Genomic DNA, 19,327 nt, shown 5'->3' on the forward strand with positions numbered 1-19,327 from the left:
TCGGAACCCCGCACCGGCAGGGTTCCGGCCTGTTCGGCTAGCGGGGTGAATTGTCGAAAGTCAACTTGTTTATCATCGCGTCGCTGGCGTCTTTCATCAGTTGACTGGCCGTGTCGTCGCCCGCCTGCAAATCACCTTCGTTCATCAGCGCTCCCTGACTCAGATCGGGCCGGGCGTCGGTGCTGATGAATGTGCTCAACGATTGCACAACGGCCTCCAGGTTATCAATTCGGCTTTGCAGGTCGATACCGGTGGCTGCACCCTGGCCAATGGGCTGGATGGGATTGATGACCGGATCGCGGATTGGGTCGGGAATAGGAACGGGCACCTCGATGATTGGCTTACGCGTATCGCGCAGGTCTTTCTGGAGCTTACCAGTTTCGATGACCTCGTTCTTTTCCAGCTTGCGCTCCTTGATTTCTTTAATCTCCAGCTTTTCAACCTTTTCCAGCTTGCGTTCTTTGATCTCCTTGACGTCCTTGATTTCGCCTTTACCTTCTTTGATAAGCAGCTTCGTCAGTCGATCGTAAGCGCGTTTGGCGCCGATAATACCCGCGCCCGAATGCTGGTCCCAACCGGCCGGGCCAATATCTTTCGCCGTAGCGATGAGCGCATTTTTGATGCTATCGGGCGACGCCGAAGGTTTCCCCTGTTTCAGCAAGGCGCATACCCCGGCCGCGATAGGTGTTGCCGCCGATGTACCGCTGTCGGAATTGAAATAACCGGTGAAGTGCGTGATGCTGCAAAAGTCGGGTTTGTGCGGATCGAGCGAAGCGGGGCCCTGACTGCTGTAGCCCACAAACTGCTCGTCTTTGTTGACGGCACCAACGGTTATCACGCGCGGATGGCCGTTGGCTCCCCAGATGCTTTGCCCCGGCCCACTGCTGGCACAGCGCCCGTCGGGGCAGGTGTCGCCACAGTTACCGGCGGCAAACAGGACGATGATACCCGCGTCGATGGCTTCGACGACTTTGCGCGTGAAGGGGTGGTTGGGGTTGCTGACGTAATCGGGGGCAGAAGCAATGTTGAAAATACCCCAGCTATTCGTCAGGACGTGGGGCGTTCCGTTGCTGGCATGCTGGTTGATTGCCCATTGAAATGCCTGCAACGCGTTGGACAGCAGTCCCGTCGTGTTCGCGGCATCGGCAATTCGCAGGTCGTAGATCCGGCTGTTGGGAGCCATGCCCAGCACGTCGGTTGAGCACATGTTGCCGTGGTAGTTCCAACCCGAGCCGCGCGTACCCCAGCTATCGGTCGGCCAGCCGCCGATGACGTTATTGATCGTACGAGCCGGTGCTTCGCCACCGGCCAGCGTCCGGCCCGTGGCCGTGATTCCTCCGTCGACCACACCGACCACAATACCCTCGCCCCGTTTGCCTGCGTTCCAGATCTGGTTGACGCCCAAATAGGTAGCAACGTCGGCAATGGTACCGTGTGGCGTACCGGGCGAACAATCGCAGGGTGGAATGGGGCAGGCAATGGGTTCTATTTCCGGGTCCGACCAGATTTCAATTACATCGGGGCTTGCTTTGGCGGCTTCCCGTTGCGCATCAGTCAGCGTCGCCTTGACGACGATATGCTGATTGTCTTCATTGGCCGCGAGCATCGCTTCCCGCTGCGTATTGGAAGGACGAACCGGCACCGGATTAAACGACGGATCAACGACAAAGCCCAGCGTTGAGGCTACGGTTGTGGCCCGAATTGTCGTTTCAAATTGTAGCCCGGCCTGCAAGCCTGCCTGTGGTACTTTGATCTCGACCAGCACACTCTGCCCGGCGGCCAACGACTCGTCGGTTGCGGGGTTAGCTTGTTTTTTCATGACTCCATGCGTTGTTTAGGATGTTTGACTAACGGGTGTTGCAACGACCACTGCGGTATAGTCGCAACACCCAATGAGTCCGGAAACAGCCTTTGAGCCAACGGTCGGGCGATGAAAAACGGGACGCAATCAGTGACCGGCCGAGCTGGTCACGGTGAGTTTGGTAGCGGGTTGCATCCGGTTGAAGAGAGTCAGCAGAACAAGCAGCAGGCCGATGGGAACAAGCGAAAAATAGAAGGCCGTCTGTCCGCCGTACGCTTCAAACACGTGTCCCGTGATCAGTGAACCGGTGGTGCCGCCGAGGGCCGAGAAAATCACGATCAGCCCTGCCATCGGGCCGTGTTGCCGCAGGGGCAGGCTGCTCAGAATGGCTGAGTTGATAGCCGGGTAGATGGGCGCGATAAACAGTCCGATCATCGGAAAAACGAAAGCCGCCAGCGGTGCGCTGCTCCAGCCCGTTACGCTGCGCCCATCGACGGAAGCCGCCAGCGGCAGGGCCAGCAGCACCAGCCCACCCGCGATGACCAGACAGATCATCAGCAGCCAGTACCACGACAGCCGACGCAGTACCAGCCCCGCCAGAAACCGACCCAGCGCGGTACTTGCCGCCAGAATACTCGCCATCTGAATACTGAGCGACGTCGGCAGTTTCAGAATCTGACTGTTGAAGGTCGGGAGCCAGCTCATAATCCCCTGCTCCATCAGCACGTAAATAAAGGCCGACATAACGAACACCAGCACAACGGGTGTGACGGCCAACCGAAGCATATCGCCCAAATCATCCGTCAGGTTTTTACCGGCTTCGTGCTGCACACTCGACTCATCGACCGGCGTGCTGAGCAGTAGCAGAAAAGCCAGCCCCGCGATAGCCGCCAGCACATAGTACACCGTCAGCCAGGCGGTCGATTTGGGATTGGTATCGTCGACGAAGGCGCTGAACAGAAAATAGCCCGACAGTACGCCGATCATGAAAAACGATTCCAGAAAATTCATGAAGCTGGCGTGCGCGTTCCGGTCTTCGGTGACGAGGCCGATCGTGGCGAAGACCGATACTTTGATAAGCGCGAAGCTGGCCCCCGTAGCGGCAAAGAGCAGCTTGGTTGTCCAGAACGTCGGCACCTGCGGCATCAGCAGGCAGGCCAGCGCAACCATCGCCAGCGCGATCAGCATGGCCCGTTTGTAGCCGATCCGGGTTATGTAGGAAGCCACCAGAAACGACACAAACGCGATGGTCAGGTCTTTGAACGCTTCCAGCACACTGGCCGACGAGGCCGATACGCCGTAGTTGTTCTGAACCTGCAAAATCACGGTGCCAACACTATTGAGCAGGATGGCAAAAACAAAGTAATTCAGCAACAAAGACAGTTTGATGCGCCAATGATTCATACAGACAAGTTCGGTAGGGTGAAGAACTAAAAATTAGTCCTGCAACTTTGGTAAAGTTCAACAATTGTCAAAGTTTGACGACTAAATCCTATCACGCGCCGGGACAAATACAAACGGACCTGGTTACTAAAAAAAACGTACTGCATTGACTACCAAAACCCGCCCCCTGTCGCCCGATCAGTTGTTTGGTGATCTGTTCATCGCGGTGCAGACCAGCAAGCTGTTTCCCGACTCGAAAACGTTTGTCGACTGCATCCCCCACACAGCCCCCGATCAGCTTATGGCGCTGTACGAAGTCGAAAAAAATGAGCCTGACTTCGACCTTAAGGCGTTCGTACTGAAGCATTTCATTATACCAACTCCCGCTGTCGACAAGTTTGAAAGCGATATTGCCGCCGGTACCGTTGCGCATATTCACCAACTGTGGGACCGCCTGACGCGCCCCGCCGACGAAGCCGTGCCCTACGATTCGCGGGTGCCGCTGCCGAAGCCCTACGTGGTGCCGGGTGGCCGCTTCCGCGAGATTTTCTACTGGGATAGCTACTTCACCATGCTGGGATTGATGGACTCGAATCGGCACGACCTGATGCGCGATATGATCGACAACTTCGCCCACCTGATTGACGAGTTTGGCTACATCCCCAACGGCAACCGAACGTACTTTCTTAGCCGGTCGCAACCGCCTTATTTCGCCCTGATGATTGGTTTACTGACCGAGGTCGACGGCTCCGACGTACTGACGAAGTACCTGCCGCAGCTTCAGCGCGAATACGATTTCTGGATGGATGGCGCGGGCGATTCAGCCCAACCTGTAAACCGCCGTACGGTGCGTCTCAGCAGGCTGCCAGGTACCGTGCTGAACCGGTACTGGGACGATACGCCCACACCCCGACCCGAAGCTTATCGGGAAGAATTGCACCTGTCGGACGCGCTGAAACTGGCGGGGCCGCGGGCTGGTGAACTGTACACGCACATCCGGGCAGCCTGCGAATCGGGCTGGGATTTCAGCAGCCGATGGATGGCAAACGCGTCGACGATGGCCACCATTCGCGCGGCCGACATCGTCCCCGTCGATCTGAATTGTCTGCTGTATGCGCTGGAAGATACGCTCCGGCAAGCCTACGGATACGCCGGGCAACAGGTGCAGGCCGCGCAGTTTGAGCAGCTGGCCAACGCCCGAAAACAAGCCATCATGACGCTGTTCTGGGACGAGAAAACCCGCTTCTTCTACGATTACGACCTGGTCAACGATCGACTCGTCCCGGAGCTGACACTGGCGGGCGCGTTTCCGCTTTTCTTCAATCTGGCAACTGACTTACAGGCGAATTTTGTCCATGACCACCTGAAAGCGAGCTTTCTACAGGCAGGTGGCTGGGTCACAACGCTTCAGCGAACCGGGCAGCAGTGGGACTGGCCGAACGGTTGGGCACCGCTGCAATGGATCGTTTACAAAGGGCTGACCAACTATCACTTTACCGAAACGGCTGATACCGGCCGCGACAACTGGCTGGACCTGAACGACCGCGTTTTCAGGGCAACAGGCAAGATGATGGAAAAGTATAACGTGGTCGATGCCGCGCTGAGAACGGGGGGCGGGGAATACCCGAATCAGGACGGTTTCGGCTGGACAAATGGCGTTTATTTACGATTTCATAAATTCGCTAACAAGTGAAATAACCAAGTAATCAAATTTTCCAAATATGGTACCATAATTGCACACGAGCTTGTCAACATGTTTTGTTGATAAACTCGTGTGTCTATGAAAGCGCTTTTTGTATCTATACTGCTGCTCGGGCTGGTCCAGGCGTCGTTCGGTCAGAAGACGTTTATTCTGTCAATGCAGGATAAAAAAGCGTTCGTAGCGGTATCAGCGGGGGTTAGCCTACCAGTTGGCGAATACGGCAGCGGGGTCGCGGGTACGCAACGGGCCAGTATGGCGGGGCCGGGTCTGGCCGTCAGTCTATCGGCAGGGTACCGGCTACTGGATCATGCTGGCCTGATGGCGAAAGTAGAACAGCACCGCAACACGATCCAGACACGCGCGCTGGTCGAGTCGGTCGACGCCACCCACTCAACCGACTGGTCGGTAAACTCCGGCGACTGGTCGGTAACAACATTCATGGCCGGTCCGTACGTCACCATTCCGAAAGGCCGCTTTTCGTTCGACGGACGGATACTGGCGGGCTGGGCGCGGGCTACCATGCCCGACACCCAGGTAAGCGGTACGTACGGCAGCACGCCCGTAACGATGCAGACGATCGGGTCGCAAAGCTCGGCGCTTACCGCCGGGGCAGGCACTACCGTTCGATACCGGCTGAACCCCTGGCTATCGGCCCACGCCAACGCCGATTTCAGTTACGCTGTTCTGACGTTTGCCAATCTGTCGTCGAAGGCCTGGAGCGCCAACGGGGTTTCCGAAACACCTTTTTACAGCAGCGATCGACAGATCTGCGTCGTTAGTGCATCCGTTGGCCTTACGATCCTGCTCGTCAACGCCAATCGGCCCTTTTAGCCACCCTCCCAACCGTTTATCCCCGGCAACTTGCAGCAGGTGAGTCCGTATCGTAGCTTCGGCCTGTAAACACTGCTGCTATGACTCCGCTTCGCCAACGTGCCGTACTCCGTCGCGTCAAAGATATTACCCTCAGCACCACGCTTTCGCTGGCCCTGCTGAACGGCTCTGTATTGCTGCAAAGCTGTGGCAACGACCGCAGCGACGACGAAGCCGAACGGACGGAAACCCGGTTCGACCGGGGCGTTCGCACCTACATTACCGAAACCCAGCCGGGCACGTTTAAAATCACGGATGAGGTACAGGTCGGGCCAGACAAAGCTGGGGCTATCGTCAGTTACGCCGACGGACACCGCGACACACTGAGCGTGGCAGCGGCCAAACGGCTGGTCGACACCGACTCGTCGACGCGAACCTACCTTAACAATCCGGGCGCTTACCACGGCATGCATCATAGCGGCCTGTCGAGTGCGCTAATGTGGGGTAGTCTCGGGTACATGCTTGGCCGGTCGACAGCCCCGCAATTTCGCGACGATGAACGGCGGTACGGCGCAGGCGTATACGCCAACCGTGGGCTATACGAACGCTCCAGCCAGGTCGGCGAACAGGTCCGCTCGTCGCGGGTCGTGCGTACCAGTCGGCCATCGGGTGGGCGTAGTGGCTTTTTTGGTCGCAGCCGTAGCGGTGGCTTTTCGTCCTAGCAGTAAGCCGGTTACTGGCTTCCCAAATAGAGTTGACTTACAGCGTACTTGTCGTAGCTAGCTTGACGTATCTTTACACTATGAACCGGGACGCTGCCAAGAGACAATTACAAACCGATCAGTTCGACATCTGTATTATCGGTGCTGGGGCCAGCGGTGCCGGTGCCGCCCTCGACGCGGCCCTGCGCGGTTATCGGGTTGCCCTGATCGACCGGGGCGACTTTTCGGGCGAAACCTCATCGCGGTCGACCAAGCTCATTCACGGGGGCGTTCGCTACCTGGAGCAGGCCATCAAAAAACTTGATTTGGCGCAGCTGAAACAGGTGCGGCACGGACTGGCCGAACGCCGGACCGTTATCCGCAACGCGCCCCACCTGGCGCATCCGCTGGGCCTGCTGACCCCCGTCTTCAGTCGGTTTGAAGGGCTTTATATTTCCTTCGGCCTGGCGTTGTACGATTTTTTTGCCCACGACAGTACCTTTCCAAAAGGGCAGTGGTTGAGCCGGAAACAGGCACTGGCGACCATGCCGACGCTGACACCCCGGATGCACAGTGCCGTGCAGTACTACGACGGGCAGCTCAACGACGCCCGCTATGCGCTGGCACTGGCGCAGTCGGCCGCCGAAGCAGGGGCAACTGTTGCCAACTACGTCGCCCTCACCGGCTTTTCGCACGATACCACAGGCCGTGTTAATCAGGCGACACTGACTGATCAACTGACGGGCGACTCACTTACGGTACGAGCCAAACTTTTCCTCAACTGTACCGGCCCCTACGCCGACGCGGTCCGGCTGATGGCGAACCCCGCGCTTGAACCGCGCATTCGGCCCAGCAAAGGCGTTCATATCGTACTGCCCCGGTCGGTGCTCAACAGCGACAGTGCCATCCTCATCCCGAAAACACCCGACGGCCGGGTGGTTTTTGCCATCCCCTTCGGCGACAGCGTATTTGTGGGTACGACCGACGACGATTATCACTCGCTGAGCGAAGAGCCGGTGCTGGAACCCGCCGAAGTCGATTACCTGCTCGAAACCCTGGCCCCTTACGTAGCGGAAGTACCCAAACGATCGGACGTGCGGGCGGGATTCGGCGGGATTCGGCCCCTGATCGTTAGTAGCCGGGCCGACACCAAGACGCTGCTGCGCGACCACGAAGTCGAACACGACGAAACATCCGGCCTGCTGAGCCTGCTCGGTGGTAAGTGGACGACTTATCGCCTGATGGCGCAGGACGCTATTGACCGGGCGGGGGCGCAGCTAAACCAACCAGTAGCCTGCACCACGGCGACGCATTACCTGGTCGGGGGTGAGGGCTACCACTTTGCCGACTGGGCGAAACTACAGCAGCAGTATAACCTGCCCGACGACGTGTGTCAGCACCTGCTGCGCACCTACGGTAACCGCGCTGACCGGGTAGCCGCGCTGACGCGTACCGATGCGTCGCTGGCCGACCGGCTTCTCGATGGGCAACCGTATATCCGGGCGGAAGTACTGTATCAGGTGGAGCACGAAATGGCGGTCACCCTGCGCGACGTACTGGCCCGGCGCTGGCGGCTCGAACTGGCCGACTGGCAGCTGACCGCACAGGCGGCTCCGCAGGTAGCCGATCTGATGGCGCAGTCGCTCGGCTGGACCACCGGACAGCGCGATAGTTATCTATCCGACTACCTGTCGCTGCTGACCGCTTTCCGCGAACAGGCCGGTATGCCAACCGACGCCCGTTCGTTTGCCTAGCACTCCCTATACACTTGATAAATTATGCCTACGCTTACTTCACTGCCAAAAGCACCCGACGACCAACTCCGAAACCTCGGTTGGGACTGGATGCTGGGGCAGGACACATTACCTTATCTGACCAATGAAGTTGTTGTATTGACGGTAGCCGAAGTCGACGCCTACGAAGAAGCGGCCAAGGAGTTATTCGATATGTTCGTCGCGGCTGGTCAGCTGGTGATTGATCAGAACCGGTTTGCCGAGCTGGGCATCCCCGACAGTCTGGTTGAGCTTATCAAGCTAACCTGGGATGACGACCGCAACATCCACCTCTACGGCCGTTTCGATCTGGCCGGGGGTATCGACGGCAAGCCGATCAAACTCATCGAATTCAACGCCGACACGGCTACCTGCCTGCCCGAAACGGCCGTCGTGCAGTTTGCCCATCTGAAAGCCAACAAGCGCGACGAAAGCCAGCAGTTCAACAGCGTATTTGAAACACTGACGGCTCAGTTTGAGGAGATTCTGGCCGTCAACCCCGATCTGCAACCATCGCTGCTGCTATCGGCAATGCGCAATTTCCCCGAAGACGACGCCAACGTCGCCCTGATTGGTGAAGCGGCCCGCGAAGCCGGTTTCGAGGTCGAATTTGACTTTATCGACGAGGTCGAATTTTCGGAAGAAGACGGCATCTACTGGCAGAATCCACGCAACAGCCAGTTCGAGAAAATGGATTTCTGGTTCCGGCTTGTGCCGTGGGAAGTTATCGCCGACGAAGAGCCCGATCTGATCGAGATACTGACCGAGATTGTCCGCAGACGGCACGCCCTGATTCTGAACCCGGCCTATACGCTGCTGTTCCAGTCGAAACACATTCTCAAAATTTTGTGGGAACTCTACCCGAATCACCCGCTACTGCTCGAAACCGACGCCAAACCACTGTCGGGCAAAGCCTGTGTCGAGAAGGTGATCTTCGGCCGGGAAGGGGCCAACGTACGAGTGCTCAACGCCGACGGCAGCGAACGCGACGCGGTGGAAGGCGACTACGCCGACTACCCGAAAGTGTACCAGGAATACGTCGACTTCCCGCAGGACGCCGATGGCCGTCGCTACCAGGCGGGCGTGTTCTACGCGGGTGCCGCCTGTGGCCTCGGCTTCCGGCGTGGTGGTGCCATCCTCAACAACACCGCCAGCTTCGTCGGGCATGTGGTTGAATAGGGTTCAAGGTTTAAGGTTTAATGTTCAAGGTTGACGCCACGTGCTAACCTTGAACATTAAACCTTAAACCCCAAACTACTAACTGTTCCGCTTGCCGTGCGGATGACGGTCCTGGAAGCGGGCTCGCTGTTCGGGGGTCATGGCGTTGAACCGGGCCTGATGCTTGTCGTGGCGGGCTTTTTTGAAGGCTTTGCGCTCGGCGGGCGACATATGTGCCAGCTTCTCTTTCATCTGCGCGTGGTGGGCGGCCCGCTCTTCCGGCGACCGGCGGGGCTTCACTTTATACACACCCGTCTGTACCTGGGCATAGGCACCGACCGAAAGAAACAGGCCCAGCAGGGCAACGAAGATGGACTTAGTGTTCATGATTTTACGTTGTTTCGTGTAGGAATTCGTTTGAATTTGCCGGTTTGATGGTAATGCCCGGTTCGGGTTTAAGCCCGGCTGTCGGGTTGCTGATGGAATGCCGGTTTCGGACGACCGATCGGCTGGATTTAGACGCTAAAGACGTATGCTCTACAAAGCAGGATTGTACATACAGGCACTCGTTTACATGGCTGCGGGAATCAATCATTTCATCAGGCCACGGATCTATCTGGCACTCATGCCGCCATACCTGCCCGCCCATCAACTACTGGTCGACCTGAGCGGAGTGGCCGAAGTGGTGCTGGGTTTGGGGCTGCTTATCCCTGCGACGCGGGTCTGGGCAGCGTGGGGCCTTATCCTGCTGTTGATCGCTGTATTTCCCGCCAACGTACACATGGCAATGTCCGACCAGTTTGCCCAAATACCCGACTGGATACGCTGGGGGCGGCTTCCCTTGCAGGGCCTGCTCATCTGGTGGGCTTACCAGTACACGCGTTGAGGCCGGGTGTGGGTCGGGCAAACTATTCGCGGGGCCGATAGTTGAGAGTGTGGGGTATACATCGCCCCCGCAAACGTCCGTTCCGTTTTTCTATACCTATGAACACTCAACACCTCCGTGCCGCTGTACTGTTGTTTTCGCTCGCAATCACGTCGGCCACGCTGACACACGCGCAGTCTACGCTTAAAGCTAGTGGCGTGGCTACCGGAAAAACCATGCTGGCCAGCGCACAGGGACAGGCCGACTACACAACTGTGCTGAAATTGCTAACAGCCTCCGGCCTGGACAAACAGGCCAATGCCGCCGGTCAGTACACCGTTTTCGCGCCCAACAACGGGGCGTTCGATGAACTGGGTGATGCGACGTTGCAGGAACTGCTGCTGCCGTCCAGCAAAAGCCGACTGGCGAAAATGCTGGCTTACCACGTCGTGAAAGGGCGTTACACCTCCGACAAACTGCGCGACGGACAGACGCTGACGAACCTCACCGGTCAGATTCTGGTCGTGCACAAGCAAGGCGACAACATCACCATTACCGACGGACGTGGCACGGTGGCCGATGTCATTCAGCGCGACGTTCGGGCTACGAACGGCGTAATTTATACGATCAATAAAGTGCTCGAGAAAAACCTGCCACAGGCCGATATTCGCTAACTCTGACCCCGGCGCTTTGCCGCGATGCCTGTAATGCAGTCACCCACCGAGAACCAGCCACCACCCGAGCAGCAGCCCTCGTTTTACCAGCGGGTTTTGTCGCTGCTCGATCAGCGGGTGTTTCGGTTTCTTTATTCGGCGCGGGTCCGGCGAACGGTACTGCAAAGCCTGCCCTTCTGGATTGCGTCGCTGCTCACGGGTATAGCAGCCGTCGCTTACGAGCGCGTATTTGTCTGGGCCGAAGAAACCAGCTTCACGTGGCTCCGCGCTCAGCCCCTATTGGCGTTTCTGCTGACTCCCCTGGCATTTCTGGTGGCCTGGATTCTGGTTCGCCAACTGGCTCCGGCTGCGCGGGGTAGCGGTATTCCGCAGGTTATGGCGGCTATCGAACTATCGACACCCGTCAATCACCGCAGAGCGGGCTGGCTGCTCAGTATGCGCGTAGCCATCGTGAAAGTGCTCAGCAGTGTTGTACTGTTGCTGGGCGGGGGCGTCATCGGGCGCGAAGGACCAACCATTCAGGTATCGGCGGCAATTTTTCGGGCGATCAACCGGCTGCAACCCGTCGGGTGGCCGCAGCTATCGCGGCAGATCGCCCTCATCACCGGGGGCGCGGCAGGGCTTGCAGCCGCGTTCAATACGCCGTTGGGCGGTATCGTATTCGTCGTCGAAGAGCTGACGCAAACGCATATCACTCACTTCCGCACGGCTGTATTCACCGCCGTCATCATCGCTGGCCTGACGGCGCAGGGTATGCTCGGGCCGTATCTGTATCTGGGTTACCCAAATGTCGTGATGTCGGGCGGGATGGTCTGGCTGGGCGTCGGTACGGTCGCAGTTGTCTGCGGGCTGGCCGGGGCTCTGTTCGCTAAATCGCTGCTCTGGATCAATCAGTTTCGTAAGGAGTTCCGCACCCTCGAAGCACAGGCTGGCTGGGTGCTCGGTTGCGGATTACTGATGGGTGGACTGGCGTACTGGATTGGTAATGACGCCGTCGGGACGGGCAAGCCAATCATCAACCGGCTGCTGTTTCAAAGCACTTATCACACGCCCTGGTATCTGGCGGCTGTGCGCTGGGTAGGCATGGCCTTAAGCTACAGCAGTGGTGCCGCCGGGGGCATTTTTGCAACCTCCCTCAGCGTTGGTTCGATCATGGGCGACGGCATTGCCCGGCTCATCCGTATTCCGGCCACCGACCACAATCTGATTGTGCTGGTCAGCATGGTCAGCTTCCTGACGGGAGTTGTACGTTCGCCGTTCACAGCCGCCATTCTTGTGTTGGAAATGACGGATCGGCATTCGGTTATTTTTCAGTTATTATTGGGTGGTTTGCTGGCGCAGGGGGCCGCGTCGCTGGTCGACCCCGAATCGTTTTACGAACACCTGAAAGCCGGATTCCTGAGCGAATCGATGGCTCGCCAGCCTACCACAAAAGCAACGATACCAACCGGCGACTAACTGACCCTGTACATGAAAACGTGTTTCCTGTTCACCCTACTTTACCTGACTACACTGCTGACCCAGGCGCAGGTCGTAACCGACTCCGTTAAGGTCGATGGCTACTGGCGTACATTCCATTTCAATAAACCGGCAGCCACGGCCAAACCCACCGGCCTGGTGTTCGTACTACACGGATCGGGCGGTAACGGACAGGGGATGATGCGCGAAACCACCGCCATGCAGCAACAGGCCACCGCCGACAATATACTGCCCGTTTACCCCGACGGCTACAAAAAATACTGGAACGAATGTCGTAAGTCGTCGCCTGCCGAAGCCAACAAAATCGGCATCAACGAACAGGGATTTTTCGCGGGCATGATTCAGTATTTCCAGAAGCGGTACGGCATCAACGACCGGCAGGTATTCGTCGTCGGCACATCGGGCGGGGGGCACATGGCCTACAAGCTGGCGATGACCATGCCCGCTGCGTTCCGGGCCGTTACGGCCATCATCGCCAATCTTCCCGACTCGACCAATATGGATTGTGTTGCATCGGGCAAGGCCATACCGATCATGATTATTAACGGTACCGAAGACCCAATTAACCCGTACAACGGGGGTGATGTCAACCTGGGGCCGAACATGAAGATGGGCCGGGTCCGCTCGACTGATCAAACACTGGCGTACTGGGCTAGTCTGGCTCGTTACGAGGGTAAACCGTCGATGGAAACGCTACCCAATACCGACCCCGGCGATGGACGTACCATCGAGCGATACACGTACAAAGCTAAGGGGCAACCGGAGGTGGTACTATTGAAAGTGATCGGTGGAAAGCACGACTACCCTAAGGACATCGACGTGCATCTGGAAGCCCTCCGCTTCTTCGAGCGACAGGGTAACTAGTGTTTTCTTGTCATTCCAGAATTTGTCATTCTTCGCAGGCTCGGAATGACAAATTCTGGCGCAAATAGCTAAGCTTACTTTTTCTCCGGATCGTTGCCCCAGTTCTTGAGCGAATATTCCCAGTCGCTGCCTTTTACTTCTTTCGGACGCTGGGCGCTGTGCCGCTTGATATAGCTGACAACCTTCTGCATGTGTTTGTAATCATCGTCGGTCAGGTCGCCTTTTTTCTTGCCCTTGATCTCGACAATGCGCTCGCCCGATTTGTGGCCGACTGATTCATCGCTGTCTTTTTTCTGCCCAACCGACTTCGATTCGTCGGTATCCAGCCACTTCTCCAGTTCGGAAACCGACATGTTTGCTAGGTCGCTGAAGGCATCGTAAATGTCTTTTTTCTCGTCGTTATCCATAATCGATTGGGGCTAGTCGGTTTCAACTTCGCTTTGCAGCTTCAATACCAGTTGCTTGTCGTCCTGCTCAATGACCAGCGCCGGGTTATCGTCGGTACCCTTGCGCTTGATCTTTTTCCCGTCGATCGTCTTTTCGATTTCTTCCTTGTGGACTTCGACCACTTTCCCTTCGGCATGGCTACTGCCCCACTTCCAGCGTACTTTCGTTCCCTTGCGCATCTCGTTGAGTTGGTTGATTGAGATGGGCTAACCGGCTGTACCAAATGAATGTTTGCGCAACAATAGTCTCAAACAGCATCCTGCTGTTTGGATATATGAATTGAATAGTTCCGGTATAGTTTTGAACACGGATAGTCAAACAGCAGGATGCTGTTTGAGACAAAATTAATCGACCGTTAGCTGTTGTAGCGCCGGAGATACTCACTCGGCGACAGACCGGTAATGGTTTTGAACTGTCGGTTAAAATTCGACAGGTTCGTAAACCCGCAGACGTAGGCCGTCTGGCTGATGCTTTGCTTCGACTCACGCAGATGGCGGCAGGCATGCTCGATACGCACTTCGTTGAGCAGCGTCGAAAACGTTTTGCGGGTGTGCTGGCGGAAAAATCGACAAAAAGCCCCCGGTGTCAGGCTGGCGACATTTGCGATATCGTCGAGCGTAATCTGCGTGTGATACTGGTCCAGAATGTATGAGAATACCCGCTCCAGCCGCCGATGATCGTCGGGGCGCTGGGGCTGTACGTAGGCCGTCACCGACAGTACTTCCCGGTCCGTGCGGGTCGTCAATTCGTCCAGAATGTGCAACAACGTCAGCAACTGCTCGAACGGCCGCTGGCTGGGGAGCTGTTCAAGTTTGCCCGTGAATGCCGGATTGGTTTGACAACGGAGTCGAACGCCATGCTGCGACTCCGTCAGTAGTTGCCGCAGGTGGCCCGTTTCGGGCAGGCTCAGCACACCCATTTCGAGCTGTTCCGGCCGAAACAGAACCGATACCGATACCGACTGACGTGTCGACTCCGGTTGAAAATAATCGGGATCGCTGCGCAGTACGTGCGGAAGGTTCGGCCCCAGCATCAGCACGTCGCCGGGTGCAAACCGATCGATTTTATCGCCGACGATCAGGGTGCCCTCCCCTTCCAGAATAAGCGTCAGCTGAATTTCGGGGTGAAAATGCAGGTGACCGTAAAAATGCGGCATTGTGTCCTGTTCGATACGAAACGAACGGTCATCAATCGTCGGAACTTTGAACAGGAGTGGCTTCATAGCGCATCTTTTGCACAAAGATACACACTATCAACCTTTTTCTGGTGAAAATAGTATTAGAGATAGCGCACCAATAGCTAATGCCAAACGGGATAACGTGATAATTTTGATACACTAATTACACAGTATTAAATCGATATTCTCATGCATGTACCTGTTCGTTGGGAAGGTGTTTATCCCGCGCTGCTGACTCCGTTTACGGCCGATGATCAACTCGATCTGCCTCTGTTCGAAGCAAACCTGCGTGCCCAGCTCGACGCGGGTATGCATGGCTTTATCATTGGCGGATCGCTGGGTGAAGCCAGCACGCTGGAGCCCGATGAGAAGATTGCCCTGCTCAAATCAGCACTGGCGGTATGCGATGGCAAGGTGCCCGTACTGCTCAACATCGCCGAGCAAAGCACGAAGCAGGCGATCAAGCGCGCACAGGAAGCGGAAGCCAACGGAGCCGATGGCCTGATGGTGTTGCCGCCAATGCGCTACCCCGCCGACGCCCGCGAAACCGTCGCGTTCTTCACCGCCGTAGCAGAAGCAACGAGCCTGCCGATCATGATCTACAACAATCCGTACGATTACAAGATCATGACAACGGTAGCCATGTTTGAAGAGCTGGCGAAATACGACAACATCCAGGCCGTCAAAGAATCGACCCGCGACCTGACTAACATCACCCGAATGCGCAACGCCTTTGGTGATCGCTTCAAACTGCTGGGTGGCGTTGATACGCTGGCACTGGAAGCCATCCTGCTCGGCTGCGACGGCTGGGTTGGTGGACTGGTCGATGCCTTCCCGCAGGAGACGATGGCGATTTATGATCTGGCGAAAGCGGGTCAGGTTTCCGAAGCACTGGACATCTACCGCTGGTTTATGCCCCTGCTCGAACTCGACATTCACCCCAAACTGGTGCAGTACATCAAACTGGCGGCAACGGCAACCGGCATCGGTTCGGAGCACGTCCGTGCCCCACGCCTGCCCCTGATCGGCACCGAGCGCGAGCAGGTTCTGAACGTTATCAACTCTGCACTGGCCAAGCGGCCGGTGTTAGTATAGAATGATCGAGTGATTGAATGATAGAATAGGGCTGGCGCGCAGTTTTCTGTTCGTGCGCCAGCCCTATTCTATCATTCAATCACTCAACAATTCAATCATTCAAAAAATGACTTATCATTTTTTCTGCATTGATGCCCACACCTGCGGCAACCCGGTTCGGGTTGTGACGGGCGGTAGCATTCCGTTTCTGCAAGGAGCCAACATGAGCGAGAAACGGCAGCACTTTATGCGCGAATTCGACTGGATTCGGCGGGGGCTGATGTTTGAGCCACGTGGCCACGATATGATGTCGGGGAGTATTTTGTACCCACCCACCGACCCGGCCAACGATGCGGGTGTGCTGTTTATCGAAACGTCGGGTTGCCTGCCGATGTGCGGGCACGGCACGATTGGTACCGTCACGGTCGCTATCGAGCAGAACCTGATTCAACCCAAAACGCCGGGCGTGCTCAATCTGGAAGTACCGGCTGGGCTGGTGCGGGCGGAATACGTGCAGGAAGGCAACAAGGTACAGTCGGTGAAGATCACGAACATCAAATCGTATCTGGCCGCTGAAAACCTGACCGTCGACTGCCCCGACCTGGGCGAACTAACGGTCGACGTGGCGTATGGCGGCAACTTCTACGCTATCGTTGATCCGCAGCCCAACTTCCCCGGTCTGGAGCACTACACCGCCGATCAGCTTGTCGGCTGGGCGCGCACGATGCGGACACGGATGAACGAAAAATACACCTTCGTGCATCCCGAAAACCCGACGATCAACGGCCTGAGCCACGTACTCTGGACGGGTAAGCCGCTGAAGGAAACGTCGACGGCCCGCAACGCGGTATTCTACGGCGACAAAGCCATCGACCGCTCACCCTGCGGTACCGGCACGTCGGCCCGTATGGCGCAGTGGTTCGCCAAAGGGCGGATGCAGCCCGGCGACGTATTTGTTCACGAAAGCATCATCGGTTCGATTTTCAACGGGCGTATCGAAGCAGTTACGGAGCTGGCGGCTACGCCCGCCATTATCCCCAGTATCGAAGGCTGGGCCAAAATACACGGTTACAACCACCTCATCCTCAACGACGACGATCCATACGTCCACGGGTTTCAGGTGATTTAATTTTGAGTGATAGAATGATAGAATGATTGAATGAATGAGCTGACGCCAGCACTATTCAATCATTCTATCATTCAAAATTCAATCATTGCAAACCATGCACATCGGTATTATTGGCGGGGGCATTATTGGCCTTTGCTCGGCGTATTACCTGCATAAGGCAGGGCACCGCGTGACGCTGCTCGATCAGGACACCATTGCCGACGGTTGCTCGTTTGGCAATGCCGGGATGATCGTACCCAGCCACATTATCCCGCTGGCGCAGCCCGGCATGATCTCGAAAGGGATGCGCTGGATGCTTAATTCGACCAGCCCGTTTTACGTCAAACCCCGGCTCGATCTGGATTTGGCGCGCTGGGGATGGCTGTTCTACCGCCATGCTAACGATGCCCACGTGCAGCGGTCGATTCCGGCCCTGCGCGATTTGAGTCTGCTCAGCAAAACGCTGTATCAGGATCTGGCCGCCAACGGCGACCTCGATTTCGAGTGGCAGGAGCGCGGCCTGCTGATGCTTTATAAAACGGCGGGTGCCGAGCACGAAATGGCCGAAGAAGCTGACGTTGCCAACCGGGCGGGCATCGAAGCGCAACTGCTCAACGGGCAGCAGGTGCAGGATCTGGAGCCCGACGTACAGGTCAACGTGCGGGGTGGCATTTTCTACCCCGGCGACGCCCACCTCAATCCCACCGAACTGATTCGGTCGCTGGTAGCCTACCTACGGACCAACGGCGTAACGATACTGGAAAACCGCACTGTCACGGGCTTTGGCAAAACGGGTAACCACGTCACATCAATTCAAACGGCGGAGGGAGCCGTGTCGGTCGATACCGTTGTCGTAGCGGGTGGCGCTTGGTCGCCGGGCATCAGCAAGCAGCTGGGTTTGAATCTGTCGTTGCAGGGCGGAAAGGGGTACAGCTTTATGGTGCGGGGACTAAAAAACAACGTACGCGTACCGGCTATTATGCTCGAAGCCCGCGCCACGGCAACCCCAATGGGCCAGGACCTACGCTTTGCGGGTACCCTCGAAGTGGCCGGTACCGACATGACCGTAAATATGAACCGCGTGCGGGGTATCGTACAGTCGATCAACAATTACTATCCTGAAATTGAAGTTAGCCTGCCGAAGGTTGAGGCTGTCTGGCGTGGCCTGCGCCCCTGCTCTCCCGACGGACTGCCGTATATCGGGCGTACAGGCCGGTTCGATAACGTCGTTCTGGCAACGGGCCACGGCATGATGGGTCTGAGTCTCGGACCTGCCACTGGCAAACTCGTCAGCGAAGCCGTGGGTGAAAAGGTCGACAGCATGGCTATCGACGCTTTCAACCCCGACCGGTTTTAACGACACTGCCTATCCACCACCAGTACCTTCGCCTACAGCCGTTACCGGGTTGTGGGCGAATGCGTTTTGGCGTATTTGACAGCGTCGATAAAGGGCGCAACCCACACATCGGCTTCGTGCTGTTTTAGGTAGCGTATTAGCTTGTTATGTTCAGGCAACGCCACGTTCAGCGAATGCCCACCGCCGACGCCGTGAAACAGGAAAACCAGTAGCGAATTGCTCGCCTGTGCCTGCCTGACGAGTTCGATAAGCTGCTCACCCGTCTGATCGACGATTGAGTACGAACCAATATCCGCGTAGTTGAGCTGACCTATTGGTTTCATCTCGGAGCGTACGCCACGAGCCGCCACAAACTTGCTCTCGATGGGTTTATAATAATCGACACCCCCGATTTTCGTATCGCCACAGGGGTAAGCAAATGTGCGCTCCGTTTTGCCGTCGATCGTTTGCAACAGCACGTTCATCATACCGATTTCGTCGGTCATGCGCTGCACCGTATACTTGCTCATGTCTTTGTTCGGGTTGACCCACTCCCGGCCCGGCTGATTGCCCAGACAGGGGTGAAACAATGTATGATTACCCAATTCATGGCCTTTTCGCGCAGCGGCCCGCCAGCGATCGATGTTGCTTACGTAGCCGGGGAAATAACCCGACAGGTAGAACGTGCCCTTCAGGCCCAATGAGTCGAGCAGCGGTACAACGTTGGTCAGGTGAACATCAAGCGCGTCGTCGTACGTCAGCACCACCGCGCATTTTTTTCCATTCCAGCCGGTAGTAGTCTGCGCTACCCCCAGCGTGTGTACGATCAGTAACGTAACGATCGTCAGTAGTTTATTCATAGTGACAACAGAAGAGCAAATCTAACGCGGCTTACTGACTACCAAACCGAAAAAGCACGCAACCCCGACGGCTACGTGCTTTACTACGCCCGTCGGCGGATTGAATAGCACCGAAA

At 56.8% G+C, this 19,327-nt stretch carries 19 protein-coding genes; 12 read left to right on the plus strand and 7 right to left on the minus strand.

Annotation, left to right across the window (positions count from 1 at the left end; genetic code table 11):
* Nucleotides 1-37 precede the first annotated feature (37 nt).
* Together HH216_RS04010 and HH216_RS04015 are read right to left on the minus strand one after the other, a co-directional pair.
* Nucleotides 38-1,819, minus strand: a complete 1,782-nt coding sequence (locus tag HH216_RS04010; protein ID WP_169549617.1) for a S8 family serine peptidase — start codon at nucleotides 1,817-1,819, stop codon at nucleotides 38-40.
* A 129-nt stretch (nucleotides 1,820-1,948) separates the two neighbouring features.
* Nucleotides 1,949-3,205: an MFS transporter gene (locus HH216_RS04015; RefSeq protein WP_169549618.1), complete on the minus strand. Its 1,257-nt coding sequence runs from the start codon at nucleotides 3,203-3,205 to the stop codon at nucleotides 1,949-1,951.
* 145 nt (nucleotides 3,206-3,350) lie between these two features.
* Between HH216_RS04015 and treF the strand changes: the two genes are divergently transcribed.
* The 5 genes from treF (at nucleotide 3,351) to HH216_RS04040 (ending at nucleotide 9,348) form a co-directional block, all read left to right on the plus strand.
* Nucleotides 3,351-4,877, plus strand: a complete 1,527-nt coding sequence (gene treF / locus HH216_RS04020) for an alpha,alpha-trehalase TreF (RefSeq protein ID WP_169549619.1) — start codon at nucleotides 3,351-3,353, stop codon at nucleotides 4,875-4,877.
* A gap of 87 nt (nucleotides 4,878-4,964) precedes the next feature.
* Nucleotides 4,965-5,717 carry a hypothetical protein gene (locus HH216_RS04025; RefSeq protein ID WP_169549620.1) on the plus strand — a complete coding sequence of 251 codons (753 nt, stop codon included), beginning with the start codon at nucleotides 4,965-4,967 and terminating at the stop codon, nucleotides 5,715-5,717.
* Between the two features lie 80 nt (nucleotides 5,718-5,797).
* Entirely contained in the window at nucleotides 5,798-6,418 is a 621-nt protein-coding gene (locus HH216_RS04030; protein WP_169549621.1) for a hypothetical protein, read from the plus strand.
* A gap of 80 nt (nucleotides 6,419-6,498) precedes the next feature.
* Nucleotides 6,499-8,151: a glycerol-3-phosphate dehydrogenase/oxidase gene (locus tag HH216_RS04035; protein WP_169549622.1), complete on the plus strand. Its 1,653-nt coding sequence runs from the start codon at nucleotides 6,499-6,501 to the stop codon at nucleotides 8,149-8,151.
* Between the two features lie 24 nt (nucleotides 8,152-8,175).
* On the plus strand, nucleotides 8,176-9,348 hold the full coding sequence (locus HH216_RS04040) for a glutathionylspermidine synthase family protein (protein WP_169549623.1): 1,173 nt from the start codon (nucleotides 8,176-8,178) through the stop codon (nucleotides 9,346-9,348).
* Nucleotides 9,349-9,426: 78 nt separating this feature from the next.
* Here the strand turns inward: HH216_RS04040 and HH216_RS04045 are convergent, their stop codons facing one another.
* Complete coding sequence (locus tag HH216_RS04045; RefSeq protein ID WP_169549624.1) at nucleotides 9,427-9,714, minus strand: hypothetical protein; 288 nt, start codon at nucleotides 9,712-9,714, stop codon at nucleotides 9,427-9,429.
* 145 nt (nucleotides 9,715-9,859) lie between these two features.
* Between HH216_RS04045 and HH216_RS04050 the strand changes: the two genes are divergently transcribed.
* From HH216_RS04050 to HH216_RS04065, 4 genes are all read left to right on the plus strand, one after another.
* Nucleotides 9,860-10,213 (plus strand): DoxX family protein, encoded by a 354-nt coding sequence (locus HH216_RS04050; protein WP_169549625.1) that lies wholly within the window; start codon nucleotides 9,860-9,862, stop codon nucleotides 10,211-10,213.
* A 98-nt stretch (nucleotides 10,214-10,311) separates the two neighbouring features.
* Nucleotides 10,312-10,866 (plus strand): fasciclin domain-containing protein, encoded by a 555-nt coding sequence (locus tag HH216_RS04055; RefSeq protein ID WP_169549626.1) that lies wholly within the window; start codon nucleotides 10,312-10,314, stop codon nucleotides 10,864-10,866.
* Nucleotides 10,867-10,890: 24 nt separating this feature from the next.
* A complete protein-coding gene (locus tag HH216_RS04060) occupies nucleotides 10,891-12,324 on the plus strand; it encodes a chloride channel protein (protein ID WP_254448680.1) in 1,434 nt (477 codons plus the stop codon).
* Between the two features lie 12 nt (nucleotides 12,325-12,336).
* Nucleotides 12,337-13,209, plus strand: a complete 873-nt coding sequence (locus HH216_RS04065) for an alpha/beta hydrolase family esterase (RefSeq protein WP_169549627.1) — start codon at nucleotides 12,337-12,339, stop codon at nucleotides 13,207-13,209.
* A gap of 74 nt (nucleotides 13,210-13,283) precedes the next feature.
* Here HH216_RS04065 and HH216_RS04070 read toward each other — a convergent pair whose 3' ends face one another.
* From HH216_RS04070 to HH216_RS04080, 3 genes are all read right to left on the minus strand, one after another.
* Entirely contained in the window at nucleotides 13,284-13,616 is a 333-nt protein-coding gene (locus HH216_RS04070; RefSeq protein ID WP_169549628.1) for a DUF3140 domain-containing protein, read from the minus strand.
* Nucleotides 13,617-13,628: 12 nt separating this feature from the next.
* Entirely contained in the window at nucleotides 13,629-13,835 is a 207-nt protein-coding gene (locus tag HH216_RS04075; RefSeq protein WP_169549629.1) for a hypervirulence associated TUDOR domain-containing protein, read from the minus strand.
* Nucleotides 13,836-14,011: 176 nt separating this feature from the next.
* Nucleotides 14,012-14,878, minus strand: coding sequence for an AraC family transcriptional regulator (locus HH216_RS04080; protein WP_169549630.1), 867 nt, complete (start codon nucleotides 14,876-14,878; stop codon nucleotides 14,012-14,014).
* A 144-nt stretch (nucleotides 14,879-15,022) separates the two neighbouring features.
* Here HH216_RS04080 and HH216_RS04085 point away from each other — a divergent pair, with 144 nt between their 5' ends.
* From HH216_RS04085 to HH216_RS04095, 3 genes are all read left to right on the plus strand, one after another.
* Nucleotides 15,023-15,928 (plus strand): dihydrodipicolinate synthase family protein, encoded by a 906-nt coding sequence (locus HH216_RS04085; RefSeq protein WP_169549631.1) that lies wholly within the window; start codon nucleotides 15,023-15,025, stop codon nucleotides 15,926-15,928.
* Nucleotides 15,929-16,034: 106 nt separating this feature from the next.
* Complete coding sequence (locus HH216_RS04090) at nucleotides 16,035-17,036, plus strand: 4-hydroxyproline epimerase (RefSeq protein WP_169549632.1); 1,002 nt, start codon at nucleotides 16,035-16,037, stop codon at nucleotides 17,034-17,036.
* A 94-nt stretch (nucleotides 17,037-17,130) separates the two neighbouring features.
* A complete protein-coding gene (locus HH216_RS04095; RefSeq protein ID WP_169549633.1) occupies nucleotides 17,131-18,372 on the plus strand; it encodes an NAD(P)/FAD-dependent oxidoreductase in 1,242 nt (413 codons plus the stop codon).
* Between the two features lie 41 nt (nucleotides 18,373-18,413).
* Here the strand turns inward: HH216_RS04095 and HH216_RS04100 are convergent, their stop codons facing one another.
* Entirely contained in the window at nucleotides 18,414-19,211 is a 798-nt protein-coding gene (locus HH216_RS04100; protein WP_169549634.1) for a polysaccharide deacetylase family protein, read from the minus strand.
* Nucleotides 19,212-19,327 lie beyond the last annotated feature (116 nt).

This window comes from Spirosoma rhododendri, assembly GCF_012849055.1.
In the GTDB taxonomy this organism is placed as follows: domain Bacteria; phylum Bacteroidota; class Bacteroidia; order Cytophagales; family Spirosomataceae; genus Spirosoma; species Spirosoma rhododendri.

Bases quoted from the DNA above. Each gene is read 5' to 3' on its own strand.
- HH216_RS04010 (WP_169549617.1), bottom strand. From the start codon at position 1,819: ATGAAAAAACAAGCTAACCCCGCAACCGACGAGTCGTTGGCCGCCGGG.
- HH216_RS04015 (WP_169549618.1), bottom strand. From the start codon at position 3,205: ATGAATCATTGGCGCATCAAACTGTCTTTGTTGCTGAATTACTTTGTT.
- HH216_RS04025 (WP_169549620.1), top strand. From the start codon at position 4,965: ATGAAAGCGCTTTTTGTATCTATACTGCTGCTCGGGCTGGTCCAGGCG.
- HH216_RS04030 (WP_169549621.1), top strand. From the start codon at position 5,798: ATGACTCCGCTTCGCCAACGTGCCGTACTCCGTCGCGTCAAAGATATT.
- HH216_RS04035 (WP_169549622.1), top strand. From the start codon at position 6,499: ATGAACCGGGACGCTGCCAAGAGACAATTACAAACCGATCAGTTCGAC.
- HH216_RS04040 (WP_169549623.1), top strand. From the start codon at position 8,176: ATGCCTACGCTTACTTCACTGCCAAAAGCACCCGACGACCAACTCCGA.
- HH216_RS04045 (WP_169549624.1), bottom strand. From the start codon at position 9,714: ATGAACACTAAGTCCATCTTCGTTGCCCTGCTGGGCCTGTTTCTTTCG.
- HH216_RS04050 (WP_169549625.1), top strand. From the start codon at position 9,860: ATGCTCTACAAAGCAGGATTGTACATACAGGCACTCGTTTACATGGCT.
- HH216_RS04055 (WP_169549626.1), top strand. From the start codon at position 10,312: ATGAACACTCAACACCTCCGTGCCGCTGTACTGTTGTTTTCGCTCGCA.
- HH216_RS04060 (WP_254448680.1), top strand. From the start codon at position 10,891: ATGCCTGTAATGCAGTCACCCACCGAGAACCAGCCACCACCCGAGCAG.
- HH216_RS04065 (WP_169549627.1), top strand. From the start codon at position 12,337: ATGAAAACGTGTTTCCTGTTCACCCTACTTTACCTGACTACACTGCTG.
- HH216_RS04070 (WP_169549628.1), bottom strand. From the start codon at position 13,616: ATGGATAACGACGAGAAAAAAGACATTTACGATGCCTTCAGCGACCTA.
- HH216_RS04075 (WP_169549629.1), bottom strand. From the start codon at position 13,835: ATGCGCAAGGGAACGAAAGTACGCTGGAAGTGGGGCAGTAGCCATGCC.
- HH216_RS04080 (WP_169549630.1), bottom strand. From the start codon at position 14,878: ATGAAGCCACTCCTGTTCAAAGTTCCGACGATTGATGACCGTTCGTTT.
- HH216_RS04085 (WP_169549631.1), top strand. From the start codon at position 15,023: ATGCATGTACCTGTTCGTTGGGAAGGTGTTTATCCCGCGCTGCTGACT.
- HH216_RS04090 (WP_169549632.1), top strand. From the start codon at position 16,035: ATGACTTATCATTTTTTCTGCATTGATGCCCACACCTGCGGCAACCCG.
- HH216_RS04095 (WP_169549633.1), top strand. From the start codon at position 17,131: ATGCACATCGGTATTATTGGCGGGGGCATTATTGGCCTTTGCTCGGCG.
- HH216_RS04100 (WP_169549634.1), bottom strand. From the start codon at position 19,211: ATGAATAAACTACTGACGATCGTTACGTTACTGATCGTACACACGCTG.